Here is a 23605-nt window from a genome sequence, read left to right as displayed (position 1 = left end):
AACTTTAGATCAGAAGACAAAAACCCGGCACACGCCGAAAAAGCGTAGCCGGGTTTTTGTCGTCAGCCCATCGCTATTTGGCGGACTGCTGAGCGTTCAACGACGCGAAGAAGCCGGTGATGTTGCTGGCGGTGGCCTTCATCTGGCCGACCAACAGGTCCATCGCGTTGTACTTGGCAGTCAACGAAGCCGTCAGGTTGGTCACCCGCAGGTCCAGCGCCGTCTGCTGGCTGCTCAGGTCTTTCTGGACCTTGCTCAGGCTGGTGTTGCGCTGATCGAGGATCCCGCCAGTCTGGGAGTACGGCGTGATGGCCGCCGACATACGTGCCAGCAGACCATTTTTCGGGTCAGTGCCGGTGAACAGGTTCTGTACCGAACTGCTCATCCCCGGGGTGGCCATCGCCTTGGCGTACTTGGTTGCATCGATGGTCAACGTACCGGTCTTCTGATCGGTCTGGATACCCAGCTGCGACAGCACCGACAATTGACCGCCCGCCCCCGGCGCCACCAGCTCATTGCGCACGGCAGTGATCAGGTTACGCGGCAGGGAGTCACCGGTCATGGCCGCGCCGATGGTCGGGTTGCCCTCATCATCCAGGCTTGGCTTGGTGAGGGTCGTCAGGGTGTTGATCACGGTGTTGTAGGCGTCGACGAACGTCTGCAGCGAGGTTTTCAGGCCGTCGGTGTTGGTTCCGACCGTCACTTTGACCGGTGTCGGGCTTTCCGCCACCAGGGTCATGTTGATGCCGCCGACCGCACCGCTGATGGTGTTGCTTTTGCTGGTAACAGTCAGGCCATCAATGACGACCGTTGCATCCTCGGCCAAACCGCCGATGTTGCCCGATGCGCCAGCAGCAGGGGTCGTCCCCAGGCTGGTGGAACCGTCGATCTCCAGGCCGGCAATACCGCTGACCTTGAGGTCCGAGCCCGCGCCCGTAACGGTCGAACCGATGACCAGGCGCGAACCGTTGGAGTCGGTGACGATGTTGGCGCTGATGCCCTTGCCTTGCAGCGTGGAGTTGATTGCGTCGCGGGTCGACTGCAAGGTCGCGCCGCTGGCAATGGTCACCGGGTAATCAATACCATTTTGACTGATTTTCAAAGTACCAGTCGGAATGGCACTGCTGGCACCGCCGGCAAACGCCGCACTGGCCACTTTCGAACTGGTTGCCAGGTTAGTGACTGTAACGTTGTAGGTACCGTTTACCGCGGTGTTATCCGAGGTCACAGTCAGCGTCGCCGGCGTGCTCGACGTCGCGGTAAAACCGGAAAACGCGGGCGCGTCTTTTTTGCCCAGGTTGGTCATTGCGGTCTGGAATGCTGCCAGCGCCGACTTCAACGAACCGGTAGCGGAAATCTTGGCCGTGTTGATCGTCGTCTGATTGGTGATCAGCGTCTGTTTGGCCGATTTGTCGGAGTTGACCAGCGCGGTCACGATCGCACCGATGTCGAGACCGGACCCTAGACCCGAACCCGGTAGAATTGGACTTGCCATGTGCATCTCCCTATCTGTGTGTCGCCGGTCTTTTGACCACTATGCGCGGACAATGATCGTACAAACACGTTTCATGCCAGTGTCAGGCTTTGGCATCGAACAAAACGTTACTGGCGTTGTGCAGGCTTTCAGCCAGTTTCATGGCCTCAGCCGACGGAATCTGTCGAATCACTTCACCGGATTCGCTGGCAATCACCTTGACGATGACTTTGCCGGACGTTTCATCGATGGAAAATTCGAGGTTACGCTTGACCGACTGAACAAACTTTTCGATCTCCTGAACGGCCATTTTCAACTTATCCGAGTTGTCCGAAGTGTCCGAGTTGTCTGAATTCGAGCTTTTTGCAGTTGCAGCGACAGCCTGGGGGAATTCGGCACGAGGCGCATCCGCCGGCTTATCGGTAGTACTGACCGCCGGTTTCGCGGCCGGGTAAGACAAGTTCAGCTTAACGCTCATGTCCATGACCATCACCTCTTAAACGGAAAAAGCGAGAGAGCACGCAAGCGCACTCCCCCGCCAAAACTCAATCCGATATTACTGAAGCAGTTTCAGTACAGCGGATGGCAGCTGGTTAGCCTGGGCCAGAACAGCGGTGGAAGCTTGTTGCAGAGTTTGCTGTTTGGTCAGGTTAGCGGTTTCTGCGGCGAAGTCGGTATCTTGTACGCGACCTTGAGCAGCAGTAACGTTTTCAGTGATGTTTTGCAGGTTGGAGATGGTGCTGGTCAGACGGTTTTGCGAAGCACCCAGGTTTGCACGGGTTGCACCGATCGCAGCGATTGCAGCGTCGATTGCGGTGATCGCGTTGTCGATGTTGGTTGCAGCGGAGCCAGCACCCGAAACAGCGGTAGTACCGGTCAGAGCTACAGTACCGCTACCTACCGACAGGCTGACGGCGTCGAACTTGGAGCTCAGGGTCAGGTCGATGTGGTTGGCGGTACCAGTGTTGGAACCAACCTGCAGGGTCATGGTGCCAGCCGAACCGTCCAGCAGTTGCTTGCCGTTCAGGTTGGTCGAAGCCGCGATACGAGTCAGTTCGTCAGACATCTGAGCGAATTCAGCGTTGGTTGCGGTCTGGTCAGCAGTGCCATTGGTGCCGTTACGTGCTTGTACAGCCAGTTCACGCATACGTTGCAGAATGTTGGTGGATTCTTGCAGAGCGCCTTCAGCGGTCTGAGCCATCGAGATACCGTCGTTGGCGTTTTTAACCGCTACGTTCTGGCCACGGATCTGGGAGGACATACGGTTGGAGATCTGCAGGCCGGCAGCATCGTCTTTAGCGCTGTTGATTTTCAGGCCGGAAGAAAGACGAGACATCGAAGTCGACAGAGCGTCGGAAGCGCGGTTCAGGTTTTTCTGAACGTTCAACGACGTGGTGTTGGTGTTTACTGTTAAAGCCATGACGAATTCCTCGTTGGTTGGGTACTGCGGCTTCCGGCCCTGGCAACCGCCGGGTATGGCCTAGAGAACCTTCGTAATAGTTATCGTCGGATATGCAGGTTGCTTGAGGGCTTTTTTGAAAAATATTGCCATCACACTGCCACCCCCTAGAAAACAAAGGCTTAGCGGCCTCTCCCCACCCGAAAAATGACGCCATAAAACCGTCCGACACCCAAACATCCCAACCAGAGCCCTTACCCGGCTTTCAAACCTGGACGCTTTCCAGCAAATCCACCAGTTCATATTCCATGAAGTCGGCCAGTCCCAGCCAATCCTGGCGCTCCTGGCACGCGAGCATGTGCGTGAGCACCTGCGTCCATTTCAGTTGCACGGCTTGAGGCGCTGTCGATAACAGTCGCTGCGCCTCATCAAACACATCGACCATGGTCAGTGCCGCTTCGACATCCCGGCCCAGACGAAACAAACCGGCGCACTGCCGGCATTCATTGATGCATTGCGCAAGCGCACTCACTGCACGAACTCCCGATTGAACCGGGTACCGGCGATCATGGCGCCCGCCCGACTGCTGTTAAAGAAGCGCACCTCAGGGTGCCCGGCGATGTATCGCTCCAGCTCACACAGGTAGCTACGGAAATTCAGTTGCGTCCTGACCCGCTCGCCATGCCCGTCGCGCACCCAGTGCCGGGCCAGATTCACCCCGGGCCCCAGATCACCGTCGTTCCAGCCGGCATGGGTCTTGTTCATCGGAAAGGCAAAGTCGGCGCCAAACAGGGTAATGCTGGCCGCCCCCATCTTCACCGCCAGGTCCACGGCTGGATGAATCACGCTGCCGCCCACGTACAGCTGCGCCCTGGCGTGCTGGTGGCGCAACGCGGCGTAGATCGGGCTGGCCGAGTAACCGCCATATCGCTTGCCCTTCCAGGCCTTCAGGACGTGCGGATCACTCATGGGCAGGTACACCAGCGGAATCCCGTCGGACTCCTCGAAAGGCAAATGCTGGAAGCTGATGCGCTGATCGATGGTCACCACCAGGTCGGGCTTGATCCCGTGCTCTCGCAGCGGCCGGTAGGCGGTGTCGACGCAAATGAACAATGGCCGTTGCGCCTGCTCGCGAATCGCCGTCAATTGCTGGAAATGGCTTTCCAGGCTCGGGCCGGTGCCGATCACATAGACTTCCCGGCCAGCACACGTACCGAACAGCTGCGCGACATCATCATCGGCGAGCAGCACTTCAAGGCTGTCCTGCAAACGCTGGAGTATCGCCGGGGACTGCGGATCGAAATCACGGTTGTTGAAGTTCAAGTGCACTTCGCTGACCAGCCGATCGCGAATCTTCGCGTTGAAGTCGTCTGCCAGGACCATCTCCGAGGGCAGCGCAAAGAACGGCGTGTAGATATCCGGCTGATCACCGGCATACAGCAATTCAACGCGCGGGTCGTCGAGCCATTGCCGCTGGTCGAGCAAGCGCAGCACCAAGGCAAACAACGCGCCGTTGAGGATATGCACGTACAGTCGCTCGAGATCGGCGCGCTCCAGCAGGACGGTGGGCAGATCCCCCAGTCCGGTGCCATAGACATGCAACTGCGCCTTGCCGCTGGGCAGGCTGGCCGCCTGAACACGGGCTTCGCGGACACGGTCATGCCGACTGGTGAGTTGAATGCCACCGATACTCAGCGTCGAACCCAGCCCTTCGGACAACTCGGCGTGGACCGACGTGCTGTCCTCCAACATCAATCGCGTATGGAGCGTCGGCCAGCGCCGTTCTATCACCCTCGCATTGTCGTCAAAGCTGTCGCTCATGCTGGCTCGCTCTTCTCACAGGCAAAAAAATAGCGTTCAAGGTTAACCCTTGAACGCTTTTTTTATATCAGGTTGTGGGTCAAGGACGATAGATAATCGCCGAACCCCACGACAGCCCCACACCAAAACCGCTCAACGCCACGCGCTTCCAGTCCGAGTCCAGGACGTGTTTTTCCAGCAACAACGGAATGCTCGACGACACGGTATTCCCGGTCTCGACCATGTCCTTGATGAACTTCTCCGGTTCGCCTTCGAAGCGCCGAGCGACCGCATCGACAATCGCCGCGCTGCCCTGGTGGATGCAGAAGGCATCGATGTCGTCAGCCTTGAGGCCGGACTCGTCGAGCAACTCATGCAAATGCGCCGGGACCTTGAGCAGCGCGAAGTTGAAGACCTGACGGCCGTTCATATAGAACACGCCATCGGTGACCTTCAAATGCGGTGCGCCGGAACCGTCGGTGCCGAACTTGGCCTTGCCCAGTTGCCACGGCGCGCCCTCGCCCATCCAGGTCGCGGTGGCGGCATCGCCGAACAGCATGGTGGTGTTGCGGTCTTCCGGGTCGACGATCTTGGAGTACGGATCGGCGGTGATCAGCAGGCCATTCTTCAGGCCGGCGGCCTCCATGAAGCCCTTGATCGCGTAGATGCCGTAGACATAACCCGAGCAGCCCAGGGAAATATCAAACGCGGCCACGTTGGTCGACAGGCCCAGCTTGTCCTGCACGATGGCGGCGGTGTGTGGCAGGCCTTCTTCGTCGCCGTTCTGGGTGACGACGATCAGCACGTCGACGGCTTCACGTTTCAAATCGGGGTTGTTGGCGAACAGCGCATTGGCCGCTTCGACACACAGGTCCGAGGTTTCTTGCTCAGCGTCTTTGCGCGGCAGGAAGGCCGAACCGATCTTGCCCAGGATGAACTCTTCATCCTTCTCGAATTTTGCACCTTGTGCGTAATTGTCCACGCCGGCTACAGGAACGTAGCTCGCAATGCTTTTTATGCCAATCATTACGGCTTCCCAATAATAAACAGCCCAATACCACCGCTCGCAAGGATTCGAGGGGCGCCGACATACAGAGATTTTCAGCCGCCCGTAATGGGCGACAGCGGGAAGCGTCAAGGGCTATCACTGGACCCGATAAAGGGCCAGGCGCCATCTCCCCGGTCAATACAATACAGTGAAGATGCGCGTTATGACTCACAGGTCACGCTATTTTGCCGAATCAACCCGACAAGGGTTATTCGACCAAGGACCAGTCCAGTGCGGTTCCGCGCTTGATCGCCTGGCGAGCGCGGCGGCCCAGCAGGGTTTCAGCGTGTTTGGGCGCCAGCCCCAGGCCCGGGCGGATGGCCCGCAGATTGGCGGTGGTAAAGGCTTCTCCGGCGGCCATGTCCTGGGTGACATACAGCGAGCGCCGGTACACCAGGGACTTGCGCTCAGCCTCGGTCACGCCGTAATGCACCTGGCCCATGGCTTGCCAGGCGCGCTCGGTTTCGATCACCAGGCTGGCCAGCTCCGACGGCTCCAGGGAGAAACTGGCGTCCACCCCACCGGCAGCGCGGTCGAGGGTGAAGTGCTTTTCCACCACCGTCGCCCCGAGCGCCACTGCCGCGACAGAAACGCCAACGCCCATGGAGTGATCCGACAGACCAACCTCACAACCAAACAATTCGCGCAAATGTGGAATGGTCCGCACATTACTGTTGGCCGGTGTCGCCGGGTAGGTGCTGGTGCACTTGAGCAGCACCAGGTCCTTGCACCCGGCCTCACGGGCGGCGCGTACGGTTTCGTCGAGTTCGGCGATGCTCGCCATGCCGGTGGAGATGATCAGTGGTTTGCCAGTCGCGGCGACCCGACGGATCAGCGGCAGGTCAGTGTTTTCGAAACTGGCGATCTTGTAGGCCGGCACGTCGAGGCTTTCGAGGAAGTCCACGGCGGTGTCGTCGAAAGGCGTCGAAAATGCGAGCATCCCCAGTTCCTTGGCCCGGGCGAAAATCGGCGCGTGCCATTCCCACGGCGTATGGGCCTTCTCGTACAGCGCGTACAGCGAAGTGCCGGCCCACAGGCTGTTCGGGTCCTTGATGAAGAACTCGCCTTCATCGAGGTCCAGGGTCATGGTCTGGGCGGTATAGGTTTGCAGCTTCAAGGCATGGGCGCCGGCCTTGGCCGCGGCTTCGACGATTTGCAGCGCCACGTCCAGCGACTGGTTATGGTTGCCACTCATTTCGGCAATGATGAACGGCGGCGCATCGGCACCGATCAAGCGTTCGCCAATCTTGAAGCTAGTCATTGCGGTGATCCTTTAGAACGCGGGTGAACGCGCAAGCACTCTGGGTGAAACCGGCTTCGCGAAACAGACTCAGCGACGGCTGGTTGGCAGGCAATACCTGAGCAGTGATGGTTTGCAATTGCGGCCAATGGGCCTTCACGAATGCTTCGCCGCGAGCCAGCAGCGCCCTGCCCCAGCCCAGACCGAAGCGACCTTCAAACAGATAAATCGAGACTTCGGCGCTGGCACCGTGAAGGTCGTAGCGCAACGCACCGACCGGGCCGTCACCCGCTTCGGCGATCAACAGCAATCGCTGCGGATTGTCCAGGCTTGCGGCCAGCCAGGCTTGATGCGAAGGCCAGTCGATGACGCGGCTGTCCAGCGACCAGCGCCGCACGGCGTCGGCATTGCGACCCTCGAACAACAATCGTGCATCGTCCAGCGTCGCCGCTCGCACCGGCAACACCGCACCAATCAGCGCGGCCGCCACCCGTTGTGCGCCACGGCCATCGACCCATTGTCGGGAACGCTCTGCCAGGCTCTGGCGCAAACCCTGGTTGCCCGCGACAAAACCGACCGCCTGGCGCAACTGCTCGACGCTGACCTGCTCACGCGCCCCGAGGAACACATGAGCACCGGAAGTCGCCATGACCTCGCCATTGGCCTGCTGATTGTTCGACACCGCAATGCAGATCGTCGGCAACCCCATGGCGGCCCGCTCCCAACTGGTGCCGCCGCCGGCGCCGATAAACAGGTCGGCCTCGGTCATCAATCGGTAAAAGTCGCTGACAAAGCTGTGCAAACGCCAACTCGGACGATCAGCCGCCAGCGCTTGCATTTCGTCCCAGGCCGGGTTGTCGGCACCGGCGACAAAGTCCACTTGCAGTTCATGAAAGTCCGCCAGCGCCCGCATCGCGTGATGGGTTTGTCGCGCCGCATCGAAGCCGCCGAAATTCACCACTACACGTGTGGCCCGAGGTTTGATTTCAATCGCCGGGCAGCGGAATTCATCGCGCAGCATGGCAAAGCGCGGACCGAGCAAGGTCCGGCAATCCGCGCCAATCAAACCGACATAGGCCTCGGGTGTGCCCGACAGATTCTGATTGAGCAGCAGATCGACGCTGTAGGTACGCGTGGCCAGATCATCCACCGCCGCAATCCGTGGCGCCCAGCGCCGCGCTGCGGTTTGCCAGTGATGATCGAGGCCGTAGTGGTCGACGATGATCCAGTCGAAGGTCGCGTGATTTTCCAGTGCCCGGCCCAGCGCGGCAATGTCCGCCTGCCATGGCAGCATGGATTCGATGGCTTGCTGCGGGTCTTCATCGGGATAGCGATCGGGCAAACGCAACGTTTCAAAACCTTCGGCCGCCAGACTGTCCAGTCGATGACCAGGCAACTCACGACAGGCAAAAGCAACGTGCACGCCTTTCTGGCGCAAGGTCCGGGCCAGGGGCAGCAAGCGGGCGATATGGCCGCTGCCGATGGTCGGTGACGCGTCGGAGCGAATCAGCACCCTCATTGCAATTCACCACCCGCCTTCAACGCAGCGTAGAGGTATTCGGCACGTTTCCAGTCCTCAAGCGTGTCGATGTCCTGCACCAGATAGCGCGGCAGGATGACTGGCAGGCTTTGCGTTGAATACAACACCTCGCCGCGCAGCCAGGCACCGGTGCGCCCCCAATAGAACTGTCCGGCGTCCTGATAAGCCGGTGGCAGATCCTGGGAACGCGTCTGGCGGAACTCCGGGTACAACGCGGTCAAGGCGCCCTCTTCATCAAGGGTCAGGGCACGCTGCACCGGAAAACCAAAGTCGCAGACCGAGAACGCAAAGGACTTGTCCGGATGCTGCTGCAACAGGCTCAGACCCTGTTGCAGAAACCGGGGTTGCAGCAGCGGCGCAGTGGCGTAGATGCAACAGGCAAAATCGAACGCCTGCCCCTGCAACGCTTGCAGCGCATGGACAATCACCGCAGCCGTGCCGGTGAAATCATCCGCCAGCGCCGCCGGGCGCATGAACGGCACTTGAGCGCCGCAGTGGCGGGCCAGTTCGGCGATTTCTTCGTCATCGGTACTGACCACCACTTGGGCGAACAACCCCGAATCGAGGGCGGTTTTAATCGAACGGGCAATCATCGGCACGCCGTCGAACGGCTTGAGGTTCTTGCGCGGTATGCGTTTGCTGCCACCGCGGGCCGGGATGATTGCGACGTTGTTCAAAGGCGCTTTTCCAGAAGGAACCAGGTGATGTCATCCACCGGGAATTGCGGGTCGCGGTGGTAGCCGAAGCCGTAATCCACCAGCTGCAAGTCATCATAACGATCGAGCATTTCACCGGCAAAATCACGTTTGAACAACTTGCCGCTGTTGCCGCGATACGAGACTTCCACCGGCGCCGGGTTGTAGTACTCGGCAATCAGGATGTAACGCTGGCTCAAGGCATACAGCTGCGCATACGCTGCCGGGAGTAACTCCGGCGCCAGATGAATCAGCACGCCTTTGCTCAGGGTCAGGTCAAAGTGGCGCTCACGGGGGAAATCAAACAGCGAGCCGTGCCAGATCTGCGCGATCCCCAGTGCCTGGGCCTGGGCATGAGCGCTGGCGTTGATCTCCACACCGAACAGGTCGCATTGGGGCAACAGCTGACGCAGCGCCTGCAAATTGTTGCCGGCATTGGTGCCGAGCTCCACCAGACTTTCAATCCGCCCGGCCCGGGTCAATGCCTTGGCAAACAACGCCAGGTTGGCCGCCACCAGCGGTTGACCGATATTGCGATCGACGTATTGATTGCCGAAGTCGCCCTGCCAGAACTTTTCCTGCTCACTCAATTCACGCATTGCACATTCTCATCTAAAGCACTGGACCCTGTGGGAGCGGGCTTGCTCGCGAAAGCGGTGTGTCAGTCAGCATTAATGTCGCCTGGCACACCGCTTTCGCGAGCAAGCCCGCTCCCACATTGGGGGCTGCGGCGGTTATTCGGTCAGTCGTCGCAATTGCTCTACCACATAGTCCTGTTGTTCTTCGCTGAGCAACGGAAACAGCGGCAGGCTGATGGCCTCGGCGTAGTAACGCTCGGCCTGTGGGAAGTCCCCTTCGGCAAAGCCCAATTCGCGGTAGTACGGCTGCAAATGCACCGGAATGTAGTGCAGGTTCACACCGACCCCGGCCGCTCGCAACCCTTCGAACACCTGCCTATGGCTGAGGCTGATGCGATCCGGCTGCAAGCGCACCACGTACAGATGCCACGCCGACTCGGCTTCGGGCTGAGGGCTGGGCAAGGTCAGCGGCAAGTACGCGAGCAAGCGGTCATAGCGCGCCGCCAGTTCACGTCGGCGCGCGATGAAGTCATCCAGTTTGTTCAGCTGTGACAGCCCGAGGGCCGCTTGCAGGTCGGTGATGCGGTAATTGAAGCCCAGTTCCACTTGCTGGTAATACCAGGGGCCATGGCTCGGCTCGGTCATCTGCGCGGGGTCGCGGGTCATGCCGTGGCTGCGCAGGCGTTGCAGGCGCTCGGCCAGATCCCGGCGATTGGTCAGCACCATGCCACCTTCGGCACTGGTGATGATTTTCACCGGATGAAAACTGAACACGGTCATCGCCGCGAAATCACCGCAGCCTACCGGGCGCCCGGCATAGGATGCGCCGACCGCGTGGGAGGCGTCCTCAATGATCGTGAAGCCATAGCGCTCGGCCAGTTCGGCGAGCAAGCGCATGTCGCAGCTCTGCCCGGAGAACGCCACCGCCACCAGCACTGTGGGCAGCGTGCCGTTGTCCTCCGCCACTTCGAGTTTGGCCTTCAGGGCGTAGGCATCGAGGTTCCAGGTCAGCGGGTCGATATCAACGAAATCCACCTCGGCGCCACAGTAGCGACCGCAATTGGCCGAGGCCAAAAAGGTATTCGGTGTGGTCCACAAACGATCACCCGGACCGAGTCCGGCGGCCAGGCAAGCGATGTGCAGCGCCGCGGTGGCGTTACACACCGCCACCGCGAAATCGGCCTGGCAACGGTCGGCCATGGCCTGTTCGAAACGCTCGATGGTCGGGCCCTGGGTCAGCCAGTCGGATTGCAACACGGCGACCACCGCATCGATGTCCGCCTGATCGAGACTTTGCCGACCGTAGGGAATCATGCCGACAGGTCCGCGTGCAGATCGGCGATCTGGCCGACCGACAGGTAATGCGGATTGGTGTCGGAGCGGTATTCGAAATCCTCACTGACCGGTTTGCCCTGCTCGCCCAGTTTGTCCACGGCAAAATCCACGTCGACGCTGGTAAAGCGAATCGACGGCTGGATCGTGTAGTGATCGGCGAATTCCAGGGTCATGCGCGCATCGTCCAGCGGCACCATCAACTCATGGAGTTTTTCCCCCGGACGAATCCCCACGTGCTTGTGCGGCAGGTGCCCGGCCATGCCTCGTGCCAGATCGACGACGCGAATCGACGGGATCTTCGGCACGAACACTTCACCGCCGTGCATCCGGGCGAAGCTGTCGAGCACGAATTGCACGCCGTGATCGAGGGTGATCCAGAACCGCGTCATGCGTTCGTCGGTGATCGGCAGTTCGGTGGCGCCTTCGTTGATCAGCTTGCTGAAGAACGGCACCACCGAGCCTCGCGAACCCGCCACATTGCCGTAGCGCACCACGGCAAAGCGGGTTTGCTGTTCACCGGCGATGTTGTTGGCGGCCACGAACAATTTGTCCGACAGCAACTTGGTCGCACCGTACAGGTTGATCGGGCTGGCGGCCTTGTCGGTGGACAGCGCGACCACTTGCTTGACGCCATTGTCGATGGCGGCGGCGATGATGTTTTCCGCACCGTTGACGTTGGTGCGGATGCATTCGGTCGGGTTGTACTCGGCGGCCGGCACTTGTTTCAGGGCCGCGGCATGCACCACATAATCGATGCCGCGCATGGCCTGGCGCAAACGCTCGGCATCGCGCACATCCCCGAGGAAGTAGCGCATGCACGGCGCGTTGAACGTCTGCTGCATCTCGTACTGCTTGAGCTCGTCCCGGGAGAACACCACCACGCGCTTGGGCTGGTATTGCTCCAGCAAGCGGCGGATGAAGTTGCGCCCGAACGACCCTGTGCCGCCCGAGATGAAAATCGATTTGCCGTTGAACATGCCGTGAATCCTTTTAGGCGATCAACTGTGCCCAGTTGATCGGAGTGCTTTCACCCAAAGCGAAACCCTTGCCGGTCAGCGCCAGGTTGGCGTTGTAGGCCTGATCCTGCGCAAACGCGTCGGCCCATTTGTCACGCAGGGCGTCGAGTACCTGCGGCGCTTGTGGCACCACACCCGAATGAACGATCTGCACCAGCGGCGTCCACACGGTGAGGTAACCGGCCTGCCCGGCCTTGAGGCACAGATCGACGTCGCTCAAGCCTTCGCCGAACACTTCGTTATCCAGGCCACCCAAGGCGTCGAACAGTTCTTTGCGCACCATCAGGCACACCTTCGACACTGCCGAGTAGTTCTGTTCCAGCACCAATCGCTGCAAATAGCTGCCGCTGGCGTCATAGCGCTGGCCGACAAAGGCCGAACCGACGCCGCCATTCAGACCCAGGATCAAACCGGCTTGCGTGACCTTGCCTTCACGGTCGACCAGTTTGGCGCCGACAATCCCCACTTCCGGACGTTGCGCATGGTTGAGCAGCGATTCGATCCAGTTCGGGTTGACCACTTCACCGTCCGCGGCCAACAGCACCAGGTATTCACCTTGGGCCTGCTGACTGGCGGCGTTGTACAACGCCACATTGTTCAGCGGCCGGTCAGCGCGCAGCACGCGTACTTTGGCGTGCTGGTGAGCGCCGAGCCAATCGTTGACCTCGGCGGACTGATTCGGGTTGACCGCGATCAGTACTTCATAGCGGGTGTAACGGGTACGCAGCAACACACCTTGCAGGCACTGTTGCAGTACAGCCAAATCGTCCCCGGCCGGAATGATGATCGACACCAGTGGACGTTCGGTATGGCGGTAATCAATCTGGTAGGTGCCAGGCGCCGCCGAGGTGACCTTGGCCTTGTAGCCACGGTTGCCCAGATGACGCAGCAACGCCAGGCGCTCATGGGCGTTTTCTTCCAGCACCGGGGCCCGGGCGATCAGCAAGGGTTCGTCGAGGTGGGCCAGACCATTCAGGCCACCCGTCTCGATGATGCGCAGCAGCAGGTCGAATTCCAGCGCCTTGTTGAAGTCGGGCTGGTAGCCACCGGCCTCGATCAACACGTCGCGGCGGATCAGCCAGTGACGCGCCATCAACGCTGGCAGGCTTTGCAGCAGATCGAGGTTGAAGCCGGGACGGAACACATCCACCAATGCGCCGTTGTCGGTGCGCTGGATTTCATCGGTGGCCACGGCGCGCACGTCGGCGGCGGACAGCAGTTCCAGGCTGGCGCGCAAAAGGCCACCGGCAGTGAACTCATCGCCCGCCTCCGCCAGCAGCAGCCAGTCACACGGCGACTGAGCGGCGCTCAGGTTCAGCTTGTCGACGAAATTGCTCTGCGTGACGCGGACAAAGTGCAGGGTATTCTGCGCCGTGGTCGCCGCCGGTGCTTCGCCGGTGGTGAACACCACGACTTTGAATGTCTTGCTGTGACCTTCGAGCAGGCTGTCGAGGGTGACCTGCAGTTTGTCGACGTTGTTATCCAGGTCCAGCAGGAAAATGCCGAACTGTGGGCCGCCGTCGTTGGCCGCCAGGTGCCGGGCAATCGCTTCGGCCTGTTCAGCGTCAGGCTGGCGCGGTTCCAGCCACTTGAGCAGACGACCCGACAGCATCTTGTCGAACGTCGGGCGATGATCCTCGGCCGACACCGCGTCAATGCGCTCGCTCCAGTCGCGCATCGATTGCGCGTCTTCGTCTTCGCCCAGCAGTTCCAGTTGCGCCACCAGGCGCTTGACCACCGTACGGTTGAACGCGTTGGCGTCGTAGGCTTGCCACAAACGGTCGACCACGCTTTCCGGCGTGTCGTTGTTACGTGGGCTCAGCAAGTGTTCCTGGCGGGTCCATACGCCTTCCAGTTCTTCGAGCTGAAGACGGCCGGCGGGCATCGCATGCAAGAGAAATTCGAAGCGGGTCAATTGATCGAAAAAGGCCTGATTGTAGAAAGGCATCTCGACGTATTGCTGCGGCCCGAACCGACGTTTGGGCTCCTTCAGGTCATTGTTCCAGAGGGACCCGAAAATCAACTCCGCCGTCAGCGCCCGACCGGTTTGCAGGCTGTCGATCATGGCATCGAAACTGTCTTGCACAAACGCTTTGCCCTGCGCCGGATCAAGGTCCTTGATGCCGGTTGGCAACGCGGCCAGGAACTCGATAAAGGACTCCCGCTCGGCCACCGATTTGGCATCGGTGTAGGTCAGCGAGTGATACACCTCGGTGTTGTGCTCGGAGTTGCCATAGTTGATCTCGCGCACCACATAAGCGGTCGGCAGGATCCGCGCCTTGGCGCACGCCAGCATGTAGTAAACGTGACCGATTTCCTGCCATTGGAAACTGGTGCCCGGTGGCAACAGCGCGTACCAGGATTTCATCAGCGAAGTGCGGGTCACCGCGTAGAACGGCGGCAGGTACTGGCGCATGTACTCGACCACGCGATCCTGAGGTCGCTCGGAGGAATAGTCCTCGCAGACCTTTTTGTCGCGACGGTAATAGCTCACGTTGCCGGCGAGGGTCAGGTACATCAGGCAATAGCCGTGACACATACCGTAGTCGCGGTTGGCTTCCAGGAAGTCCACCGACTCGGCCAGCGCCTCATGCACGATAAAGTCATCGTCGGCCGCCAGCACCATGTACGGCGTGGTCACTTGCTCCACGCCATAGGCGATCTTGGCCTGGAAACCACTGTAGGCAAACTGCGGCACGTGACGGTATTCGACGTCGGGGATTTCGCCCTGGAAATACTCGGTGGCGGAATCGAGCACCAGGACTTTGCAAGGCAAGTCGCCGTAATACTTCATCGCCCTGCGCAAAAAAGCCGGACGGTTGTGGGAAATCAACACCACCGTCAGCAGCTCATTCAACGGCAACATGTGCTCAGAAACGGACTTGCCTTGCATAACCTCTCCCACGACCGGCGAAACGCCTGGTTAACGCTTTAATGATGTGCCGAAATTAACGAACGCGACGCAGGTAGCCGTCCGGTGCCACGGTGAGCAGCAGTTTGTTCTGCATCTGCTGATCGATCTCGAAATCCTTGTTTTCTTCGAGGTATTTCCACACCGCGGTTTTCGGGTTATCGCCCGGGCCCCATGGACGGTCCGGGAAGAAATCCGCCGGCATGTCTTCGACCACGGTGTCCATCACCACGCAGTAGCTGTCGACGGAAACCAGCGGTGCGTAGAGGCGCAGTTCTTCCAGCACGTGGTCGTGGGTGTGGTTGGAGTCGAGCACCAGAATGACTTTCTTGCCTTCAGCCGCGGCACGCACCTGGGCAGCGATCGCCGGGTCAATGCTCGAGCCTTCGATCATCTTGATGCGCTTGCTCATCGGGTGGCTTTCGATGGCTTCGCGATTGTGCGGGCGGATGTCCAGGTCGATACCCAGCACTTCGCCGTGGCCTTGCAGCTCCAGCAGGGATGCGTAGTAGATGATCGAGCCGCCGTGGGCGATGCCGCATTCAATCACCAGATCCGGCTTGACGTTCCAGATGATCTCTTGCATCGCCAGCATGTCTTGCGGCAGCTGGATGATCGGACGGCCCATCCACGAGAAGTGGTAGCTGTACTTGTGCCTGGCCGATTCGTTGAAGAAATCCCGGGCCAGGCCGGTGAGTTTCTGGTCATCGCCCTGACGTGCGATTTCGGCCTGGCACTCGGCTTCGAAAGCTTTATTGATGGTGTTGTCGGTCATTTTAAAAGTCTCAATAGTCACTGGAACGAAGCGCTGTCTACGGCGTGATAGACGTAGCGTCCACCGGTCATCCGCTTGATTTCTTCGAGGTAGTTGGAGTTCATCACAAACAGGTTGGCGCCTTCGGGCAACGCATCCATGGCCTCTTGCGGCGAGGACACCCGCACGCCACTCAGGGGCAGGTAACGGCCCTGTTTGGCCGGGTTGATATCCACCACGCGATCCACCGCCACCCCGGCCCGTTGCAGGAACAGCGAATAGATCACGCCTTTGGACGACGCGCCCCAGATCGCCGAACCCTGCTGCGCATTGGCCTGGATGATCTGCACGGCGCGCTCAAAGCTGCGGGTGAAGTTGTCGGGCAGATCAAGGCGCGGCACCGGTTGTTCCGGAGTCAGGCGCAGGGTCGCGAGGTCGGCGACGATGTACAGGTATTGGCCACCGAACAGGTGACCGGCCTCGTGCACGGTGCCGAACATCCGGCGCAGGTCATCGAGGCGGAAATAATTGACGTGCTCATAGAACAGGTCGAACCAGGCGCGGTGCTCCAGGATCCAGTCGAAGCACGGCACTTCGATGTAGATCTGCCCGCCCTGATTGGCCTCGGCCATCTCGGCGAGGAAGCTCACCGGATCCTGAATGTGTTCCAGCACATGGCGCAGCACGATGGCGTCCGCCGCCAGGCCCAGGCCACGGGTGAACGGAGCCTTGATCACGTCGGCATTGGTGCCTTCGTAGGCCGGGTCGATGCCGGTGATGGCGTAGCCCAGGCCGTTGAGGAGTTCGAGAAAATAACCTTTGCCGCAGCCGACTTCGATCAGCTCCTGGCCCTTGAAGTGACGGGCAATGATCCCTTCCACATCGCTCAGGTGCTGCTGGAACTGGCCAGAATGCGCTTGTTCGTTCTGGTAGTCGGCGTCGTAGCTGAGCTTGTCGGCATCGAAGGCGTCGTTGAAGATCAACCCGCTCTGTTCATCCTGCACCAGCACCATGTCCGCACTGGCAGAGGCCCGGGCCGATTGCGAATCGGCGAAGGTGCGATTCTGCAACACCGGCAGGTCAGCGACCCGATACAACTCATGCTTCATGATTGCCTCCCAACAGCTGTTGCAAACGGTCCGCCACGCCCCAGAACGCCATCGGTTCGTGGGTCGGGTATGGGTAGTGGCCGAGGTTCAGACCGATGGAGGCGCCGCGTTCACGCAGCCGCTGCTCCACCAGTGTCCTGACCGATATCGGCTGGCCGCTGGAACAATTGACCAGCCCATTGAAGTCCCGCCGTTGCAGGATCGCCGCCAGGTAACCGGCAGCGGTGTCGATGGCCAGGTAATCGCGCAGCTGTTCACCGGCCGACATGTTGAAGGTGGCGTCGCCGGCCTCGATCGCCCGGTCCAGCGCTGCCAGCAAACTGTTGGGGTTCTGGCCTTCGCCGTGCAGGTAGAACAACCGCGCCCATTGCAGGGTGAACGGCTGAACCTTCTGCAAATTTTCCAGAAACAGACGCAGGGTGTTTTTCGCCAACCCGTAAGGATTACTTGGCTGCGGCGCGGACTGCTCGGTGAGCGGCCCGCTCTGCATGCCGTATTCGAAACAGGTGCCGGTAACCAACACTTGCGACACGCCCGCCTCGACCGCGCCCTTGATGAACCGATAATCGGCCATCAGGTTGTGCTCGAAATGGAACAGCGCCTGATAGTTCGGCAAACCGGGCCACGCCAGATGCGCCAGGGCATCGACGCCTGCGGTCAGCGCCGGGAGATCCAGGTCGGCGTGAATATCCGCCGCGATGAATTCCACGTCATTGATCCACGGTAAACCCGCTGCAGTCTCGGCATTGCGCGCCACGGCGCGGACCTCGCAGCCACGGGCAAGCAACGCCGCGACCAGATGCCGGCCGACGAACCCGGTAGCGCCGGTGACCAGCACCTTCACAGGACGGTCAACTCGGGCACGGCGATCACGAACTGGCCGCCCCACTCACGCACCTGGGCCAGTTGCTGACTGACTTCGTGCAGCAAGTTCCACGGCAGCACCAGCACGTAATCCGGTTTCTCGAGTTCGATCCGGGCCGGCGACACAATCGGAATGCGGCTGCCCGGCAGGTACTTGCCCTGCTTGTGCGGATTGGCATCGGCGACCCAGGCCAGCAGATCCGGCTTGACCCCGGCGTAGTTGAGCAAGGTGTTGCCCTTGGCAGCGGCGCCGTAACCGACCACGCGCTTGCCGTCGGCCTTGGCCTGCAACAGGAAGCGCAGCAGTTCGTGCTTGATGCGTTCGGCCGCCGGCGCCAGGGTCGCGTAGTACGCGGGGGTTTTCACGCCCGCCGCGAGTTCGGCCTGCAGCTGTTGCTGCACCGCCGGTTGTACGTCACGACGCTCACCATCGAGGCGCTGCACGAATACCCGCAGCGAACCGCCATGGGTCGGCAATTGACTGACGTCGAACACTTCCAGGCCATTGCGCGCGCACAAGGTTTGCACGGCAGTCAGGGACAGGTAGGAATAGTGCTCGTGATACAGCGTGTCGAACTGCTGGCCAGCCATCAGCGTCAGCAGCTGCGGAAACTCGAAAGTCGCCACGCCGGCCGGTTTGAGCAGGGTCGCAAAACCGCCGAGGAAATCATTGATGTCCGGGACGTGGGCCAGCACGTTGTTGGCGGCCATCAGGTCGGCGGACCAGCCGTCAGCGGCCAATTGTGTGGCAGTGTCGCGACCGAAAAACAGTTCGCGAATCTCCAGGCCTTTTTCCCGCGCCGCTTGCGCGGTGCTGCGGGTCGGTTCAACGCCCAGGCACGGAATGCCGCGCTTGGCGACGTACTGCAACAGGTAACCGTCATTGGCAGCGATTTCCACCACGCGGCTGTCGGCAGTCAGGCCAAAGCGCTCGACCATCTCGGCCACATAGCGCTCGGCATGGGCCAGCCAGGTGCTGGAGAACGAACTGAAATACGCATACTCGGCGTCGAACAGGCTGTCGGCGCTGGTGTAATCCTCGGTCTGTACCAGCCAGCAGTGCTGGCACACCGCGACTTTCAACGGCACCCACTGCTCGGCCTGCTCCAGTTGATCGGCACGCACATAGGCGTTGGACGGCGGCGAGGTGCCGAGGTCGATCAGGGGCAAGGCCAGCGGCGTAGCGCAACCACGGCAATTCATACACGCACTCCGGCGAAGTGTTCATCGAGCACGGGATGGCTGGCGTCCCGGGCTGACAGATTATTGACAGGCAACGGCCAGGCGATCGCCAGCCGTGGATCGTTCACCGATAAACCGCCCTCGTGGGCCGGTGCGTAATCGGCGCTGTGCAGGTAGAGCAATTCCGCGTCGTCGGTCAGCGTCTGGAAACCGTGGGCGAACCCGGCCGGGATCAACAGGCTGCGACCGTCGCCGGCCCGCAGGTGCTCGGCGTGCCAATGCAGGAAGGTTTCGGAGTCGGGACGCAAATCCACCGCCACGTCCCAGACTTCACCGCGCAGGCAGGTGATCAATTTGGCTTCCGGCGCGTTGGCATTCTGGTAATGCAAACCCCGCACACTGCCCCGCGCACGGGTGCAGGAATGGTTGATCTGGCGGATATGAAACGCCTGGCCGAACGCGCTCAGACTGCCTTCGCAGAACAGTCGCGCGAAGTGTCCGCGATCGTCTTCGAAGCGCTTGTGCTGCACGCTGAACAAGCCGTCCAGCGGCAATGCGTTCAAGAGAAATTCGCTCACAGCGCGCCTCGGTACAGGTTCAACTGGCCCAAAGTGATGGCGCGCATGTCGTCGCCGTTTTGCCACGCCAGGTGCCAGTCGAGGGTTTGGGTCAGGCACTGCTGCAACGACCAGCGAGGCTGCCAACCGAGCAATTGACGGGCGCGACTGCTGTCCAGGCGCAACAGGCCAGCCTCGTGCAAATCACTCGGCTCGATGCGCAAGCCTCGGGCCTGCGGCCAGCGACTGGCGAGCAGCTCGACCACTTCGCCGACGCTGCACATGTCCGCTTCGCTCGGGCCGAAGTTCCATGCACCGGCGTATTCCGGGCCTTGTTCGTAGAGGCCGGCGGCCAGTTGCAGATAACCGGCCAGCGGCTCCAGCGCGTGCTGCCAGGGGCGCACGGCTTGCGGGTAGCGCAGGGTCACCGGTTCGTCGGCGGACCAGGCTTTCAGTACGTCAGGAATCAACCGCTCCGGCGCAAAATCACCGCCGCCCAGCACGTTACCGGCACGGGCCGTGGCCAGGGCCAAACCGTGTTCGGCATGTTTGTCGGCCGGGAAGAACGACGCGGCGTAGGACTGCGCCAACAACTCGCAACAGGCCTTGCTGCTGCTGTAAGGATCGTGGCCGCCGAGGGCTTCGTCTTCACGGTACGGCCACAGCCATTCCTTGTTGGCGTAAACCTTGTCGGTGGTCACCAACACGCAGGCGCGCACGCAACCGACCTGGCGGATCGCTTCCAGCAGGTTGAGCGTGCCCATGACGTTGCTGGAATAGGTACCCAACGGATCGCGATAGCCTTCACGCACCAGCGGTTGTGCGGCCAGGTGCAAAACGATCTCCGGCTCGGTGTCGGCGATGATCTCGAGCAAGGCGCCGAGGTCACGCAAGTCGCCACGTTGATCATTGATGCCTTCGTGCACCCGCGCCAGTTCAAACAGGCTTGGCTCGGTGGACGGATCCAGGGCAAACCCGCTGACTTCGGCGCCGAGGCTTTGCAGCCACAGCGTCAGCCAACTGCCCTTGAAACCGGTGTGCCCGGTGACCAGAACCCGCTTGCCGCGCCAGAATTCCGGGCTCAGTCCCATTGTTTCCATGGGGCCTCCCCGCTCAGCCACAACGCTTCGAGGTGGTTCTTGTCGCGCAGGGTGTCCATCGGATGCCAGAAGCCGTCGTGCTGGAAGGCCTGCAATTGTTCTTCGCTGGCCAGTGCCGCCAGGGGCTCGGCTTCCCAGGACGTTTGATCGTCGGCGATGTACGGCAAGACCTTCGGCGACAGCACGAAGAAGCCGCCATTGATCCAGCCGCCGTCACCGCGCGGCTTCTCGATGAAGCCTTTGACGCTGTCACCGTCGCGCTCCAGGGCGCCGTAACGGCCCGGCGGTTGCACGGCAGTCACGGTGGCGAGCTTGCCGTGGGCCAGGTGGAAATCCACCAATGCGCCGATGTTCAGGTCGGAAACACCATCGCCGTAGGTAAAGCAGAAGGCCTGTTCGCCTTCCAGATAGCGCGCGGCGCGGCGCAGACGGCCACCGGTCATGGTGTCTTCGCCGGTATCGATCAGAGTCACGCGCCACGGTTCGCTGTAATTCTGGTGAACGTCCATGCGGTTGTTGCACATGTCGAAGGTGACGTCGGAGGTGTGCAGGAAGTAGTTGGCGAAGAAGTCCTTGATCGCGTAGCCCTTGTAGCCAAGGCAAATCACGAAATCATGGATTCCGTGCGCGGAGTACTGCTTCATGATGTGCCAGAGAATTGGCTTGCCGCCGATCTCGATCATCGGCTTGGGCTTGAGGTGCGACTCTTCGCTGATTCGCGTACCCAGGCCACCCGCCAAAATAACTGCCTTCATCCTCTTCCCCTCTTGTTCGTCACAGGGCCCAGCCAAGCTGTATCAAGCTTTTGCCGGCCTTCTGGATAAAACGCTCAACGCCGCTGTGTGCACTGCCCGCCGAGGCGCGAGTGCTCGTTTTATGGCGATATGAAGGGGGACTTGCAGGAAACGCGCCAGCTCTGTGGGCCTGGAAGCCACCCAGAGGGAAGAGAACCTGTGGGAGTGGGCTTGCTCGCGAAGGCAATCGGTCATCCGACATTGATGCCGACTGACCTACCGCTTTCGCGAGCAGGCTCGCTCCCACAGGGGAGGTGCTTGTTAGCCGAAAATCATTCAGCCAAACATGGCAAAGCCATCAGTGCTGGTCGGCAAATTGAAGGCCTGGCCGTCAGCGGTCTGGATGTGCTCGATGGTGGCGAAACCGGCGAACCAATCCTGGAGCTTCACCCCGTTATCCGGAACTGCTCCCGACGCGGGGCTGGTGTTGCTGAGGTAAAGGTCATTACCCACCCGCATGACATTCAGGTCGGCGGCCGTGGCGACGTTGTTCAGGATCAACGTGTCACCGAAGGCATTGCTGCGGCCGTTATCAAGGATCGTCACCAGGCTGCTGGTGTTGATGACGTAGGTGTCGTCACCGTCGCCTCCCTCGAAGGTGACCCCGCCGATGGAGGTGGTGAACGTGTCGGCCCCGAACGAACCGATGACTTTCTCCACATTGGTCAACGTATCGGCCCCAGCGTCAGCGCCGAGCCCCGGCTCGCGAAGGTGAATGTTCAGCGCGTCGCTGGACCAGGAATAGTCCACGGTATCGAAACCGTCCCCGCCATCGAAGCCGACCAGCCTGTCAATCGCCCGAAAATGATCATCGTAGGTCGAGCCACGAATCAGTTCGATACTGGTGTAGAGATCCCCCACCGCCACGCCTGTGCTCAACTGCCCGGAGACCAGGTCGACCGTGACGCCCTCGGCACTGTCGGCATAGCTCGCGGTGTCCATGCCGGCGCCGCCGATCAGGTGGTCCGCACCCTCGCCGCCCACCAGCACATCATTACCGACGCCGCCGGTCATGGTGTTGTCGCCAGCATTGCCATAACCGGTGAATGAGCCCTTTCCGGTGTAGGTCAGTGACTCAATGTTGGCGTCCATGGTGTAGGAAGCCAGGCCGGTACGAATTTCGTCGATCCCCATCGCGAAGCCGCGCTCGGCAATCGTGACACCCGTGGAGTTGATCACGTAGGTGTCAGCCCAGATGGTGCCAATGACGTGTTCGATATTTTTCAGCGTAACGCCTTCGGCATCGCCGCCAATGCCAGGCTTGCCCGTGCCATTGCGGATATCGAGGGTAATCCCCGCTTCCGACATCGAGTAATCCACCGTGTCAAAACCATCAGCGCCGTCCAGCGCCTTGAAAGCGGCACCGCTGATAAACACGTCGTCATGGTTCGAGCCGCGGATCGCTTCGATGTCGGTGTAGGTATCGCCGAAGGCAATCCCGGAGGTGTAGCCACCGTACTTCAGATCAAAGGTCATGCCCTCGGTGCTGTCGGTGTAGCTCGCGGTATCCCACCCCGCGCCACCGATCAAGTGGTCGGCCCCGCCACCACCCAGCAGCACATCATTGCCCGCCCCGCCGGTGATCACGTTATCGCTGGCGTTGCCGTAACCGGTGAATTTACCGGTGCCGGTATAGGTCAGGCGTTCGATGTTCTCGTCCAACCGGTAGTGGGCCTGATTGGTCAGCACCTGATCGTCATAACCGCCACCCCAACCACTCTCTTCGATGATTTTGGTGCCGCCGGCATTGACGATGTAGGTGTCGTTGCCCCGACCGCCTTCAAGGGTCCGGCCGCCCAACGAGGTGGTGAAGGTGTCGTCGTAATCGCTGCCGATGACCTTCTCGATGTTCTTCAGCGTATCGCCTTCGGCATCGCCGCCGACACCGCGCTGGCTGACGCCGCTGCGCAGGTCGATGTTGATGCCGGCCGAGGACCAGGAGTAATCCGCCGTATCGAACCCGGCGCCACCGTCGAGCTTGTCCGCGCCGGCGCCGCCGATCAGGACATCATCGCCGCGCAGTCCATTGATCACGTCATCCTCGTTCGTTCCGATCAGCGTATCCGTGCCGTTTGTTCCGTTAATAACTGCCATGTTTTCTTCCTTGCCGTGGTGTGAAAAAACCAGATCCTTGGGCAACTATCGACTGCTGAAAGCAGAAGCTTGAACCGGCGGGCAAAAAAAAAGGCGACCCAAGGTCGCCTTCTGT

At 60.7% G+C, this 23605-nt stretch carries 21 protein-coding genes; all 21 read right to left on the bottom strand.

The features are described 5' to 3' along the window. Positions 1 to 73: 73 nt before the first annotated feature. Positions 74 to 1495, bottom strand: coding sequence for a flagellar filament capping protein FliD (gene fliD, locus ACIQY3_RS06555; RefSeq protein ID WP_403018073.1), 1422 nt, complete (start codon positions 1493 to 1495; stop codon positions 74 to 76). A gap of 82 nt (positions 1496 to 1577) precedes the next feature. Further along, positions 1578 to 1958, bottom strand: a complete 381-nt coding sequence (locus ACIQY3_RS06550) for a flagellar protein FlaG (protein ID WP_403018072.1) — start codon at positions 1956 to 1958, stop codon at positions 1578 to 1580. A gap of 72 nt (positions 1959 to 2030) precedes the next feature. Further along, the gene (locus tag ACIQY3_RS06545) at positions 2031 to 2894 is read right to left on the bottom strand and encodes a flagellin domain-containing protein (protein ID WP_123409194.1); all 864 of its coding nucleotides are present in this window, start codon (positions 2892 to 2894) and stop codon (positions 2031 to 2033) included. A 244-nt stretch (positions 2895 to 3138) separates the two neighbouring features. Beyond that, the gene (locus tag ACIQY3_RS06540) at positions 3139 to 3405 is read right to left on the bottom strand and encodes a hypothetical protein (protein ID WP_403018071.1); all 267 of its coding nucleotides are present in this window, start codon (positions 3403 to 3405) and stop codon (positions 3139 to 3141) included. After that, a complete protein-coding gene (locus ACIQY3_RS06535; protein ID WP_403018070.1) occupies positions 3402 to 4694 on the bottom strand; it encodes a motility associated factor glycosyltransferase family protein in 1293 nt (430 codons plus the stop codon). Before ACIQY3_RS06535 ends, ACIQY3_RS06540 begins: the two co-directional genes overlap by 4 nt. 79 nt (positions 4695 to 4773) lie before the next feature. After that, positions 4774 to 5700 (bottom strand): ketoacyl-ACP synthase III, encoded by a 927-nt coding sequence (locus ACIQY3_RS06530; RefSeq protein ID WP_265044118.1) that lies wholly within the window; start codon positions 5698 to 5700, stop codon positions 4774 to 4776. A gap of 229 nt (positions 5701 to 5929) precedes the next feature. Further along, positions 5930 to 6982, bottom strand: coding sequence for a pseudaminic acid synthase (pseI, locus tag ACIQY3_RS06525; protein ID WP_403018069.1), 1053 nt, complete (start codon positions 6980 to 6982; stop codon positions 5930 to 5932). Continuing rightward, complete coding sequence (pseG, locus tag ACIQY3_RS06520) at positions 6975 to 8480, bottom strand: UDP-2,4-diacetamido-2,4,6-trideoxy-beta-L-altropyranose hydrolase (RefSeq protein WP_403018068.1); 1506 nt, start codon at positions 8478 to 8480, stop codon at positions 6975 to 6977. Before pseG ends, pseI begins: the two co-directional genes overlap by 8 nt. Then, a complete protein-coding gene (pseF, locus tag ACIQY3_RS06515) occupies positions 8477 to 9178 on the bottom strand; it encodes a pseudaminic acid cytidylyltransferase (protein ID WP_403018066.1) in 702 nt (233 codons plus the stop codon). Before pseF ends, pseG begins: the two co-directional genes overlap by 4 nt. Then, on the bottom strand, positions 9175 to 9795 hold the full coding sequence (locus tag ACIQY3_RS06510) for a pseudaminic acid biosynthesis-associated methylase (RefSeq protein WP_403018065.1): 621 nt from the start codon (positions 9793 to 9795) through the stop codon (positions 9175 to 9177). Before ACIQY3_RS06510 ends, pseF begins: the two co-directional genes overlap by 4 nt. Positions 9796 to 9930: 135 nt before the next feature. Further along, complete coding sequence (pseC, locus tag ACIQY3_RS06505; protein ID WP_403018064.1) at positions 9931 to 11088, bottom strand: UDP-4-amino-4,6-dideoxy-N-acetyl-beta-L-altrosamine transaminase; 1158 nt, start codon at positions 11086 to 11088, stop codon at positions 9931 to 9933. Beyond that, on the bottom strand, positions 11085 to 12086 hold the full coding sequence (pseB, locus tag ACIQY3_RS06500) for a UDP-N-acetylglucosamine 4,6-dehydratase (inverting) (RefSeq protein ID WP_403018063.1): 1002 nt from the start codon (positions 12084 to 12086) through the stop codon (positions 11085 to 11087). The genes pseC and pseB overlap by 4 nt, the downstream gene beginning before the upstream one ends. 13 nt (positions 12087 to 12099) lie before the next feature. Then, positions 12100 to 15018 (bottom strand): TIGR00180 family glycosyltransferase, encoded by a 2919-nt coding sequence (locus ACIQY3_RS06495; RefSeq protein ID WP_403018062.1) that lies wholly within the window; start codon positions 15016 to 15018, stop codon positions 12100 to 12102. A 55-nt stretch (positions 15019 to 15073) separates the two neighbouring features. Then, positions 15074 to 15811, bottom strand: a complete 738-nt coding sequence (locus ACIQY3_RS06490) for a cephalosporin hydroxylase family protein (RefSeq protein WP_403018061.1) — start codon at positions 15809 to 15811, stop codon at positions 15074 to 15076. Between the two features lie 17 nt (positions 15812 to 15828). Continuing rightward, positions 15829 to 16899 (bottom strand): class I SAM-dependent methyltransferase, encoded by a 1071-nt coding sequence (locus tag ACIQY3_RS06485; RefSeq protein ID WP_403018059.1) that lies wholly within the window; start codon positions 16897 to 16899, stop codon positions 15829 to 15831. Further along, complete coding sequence (locus ACIQY3_RS06480) at positions 16889 to 17743, bottom strand: NAD-dependent epimerase/dehydratase family protein (protein ID WP_403018058.1); 855 nt, start codon at positions 17741 to 17743, stop codon at positions 16889 to 16891. Before ACIQY3_RS06480 ends, ACIQY3_RS06485 begins: the two co-directional genes overlap by 11 nt. After that, on the bottom strand, positions 17740 to 18966 hold the full coding sequence (locus ACIQY3_RS06475; protein WP_403018057.1) for a methyltransferase domain-containing protein: 1227 nt from the start codon (positions 18964 to 18966) through the stop codon (positions 17740 to 17742). Before ACIQY3_RS06475 ends, ACIQY3_RS06480 begins: the two co-directional genes overlap by 4 nt. Further along, positions 18963 to 19523 (bottom strand): dTDP-4-dehydrorhamnose 3,5-epimerase family protein, encoded by a 561-nt coding sequence (locus ACIQY3_RS06470; RefSeq protein WP_403018056.1) that lies wholly within the window; start codon positions 19521 to 19523, stop codon positions 18963 to 18965. Before ACIQY3_RS06470 ends, ACIQY3_RS06475 begins: the two co-directional genes overlap by 4 nt. Then, a complete protein-coding gene (gene rfbG, locus ACIQY3_RS06465) occupies positions 19520 to 20602 on the bottom strand; it encodes a CDP-glucose 4,6-dehydratase (RefSeq protein ID WP_403018055.1) in 1083 nt (360 codons plus the stop codon). The genes ACIQY3_RS06470 and rfbG overlap by 4 nt, the downstream gene beginning before the upstream one ends. Then, positions 20584 to 21357, bottom strand: coding sequence for a glucose-1-phosphate cytidylyltransferase (gene rfbF, locus ACIQY3_RS06460; protein ID WP_054049272.1), 774 nt, complete (start codon positions 21355 to 21357; stop codon positions 20584 to 20586). The genes rfbG and rfbF overlap by 19 nt, the downstream gene beginning before the upstream one ends. A gap of 315 nt (positions 21358 to 21672) precedes the next feature. Next, complete coding sequence (locus tag ACIQY3_RS06455) at positions 21673 to 23490, bottom strand: calcium-binding protein (protein ID WP_403018054.1); 1818 nt, start codon at positions 23488 to 23490, stop codon at positions 21673 to 21675. Positions 23491 to 23605 lie beyond the last annotated feature (115 nt).

Source organism: Pseudomonas sp. NPDC096950 (assembly GCF_044762525.1).
In the GTDB taxonomy this organism is placed as follows: Bacteria; Pseudomonadota; Gammaproteobacteria; order Pseudomonadales; family Pseudomonadaceae; genus Aquipseudomonas.
The sequence above is the reverse complement of the archived record's forward strand: the minus strand, read 5'-3'. Positions and strand labels throughout refer to the sequence as shown.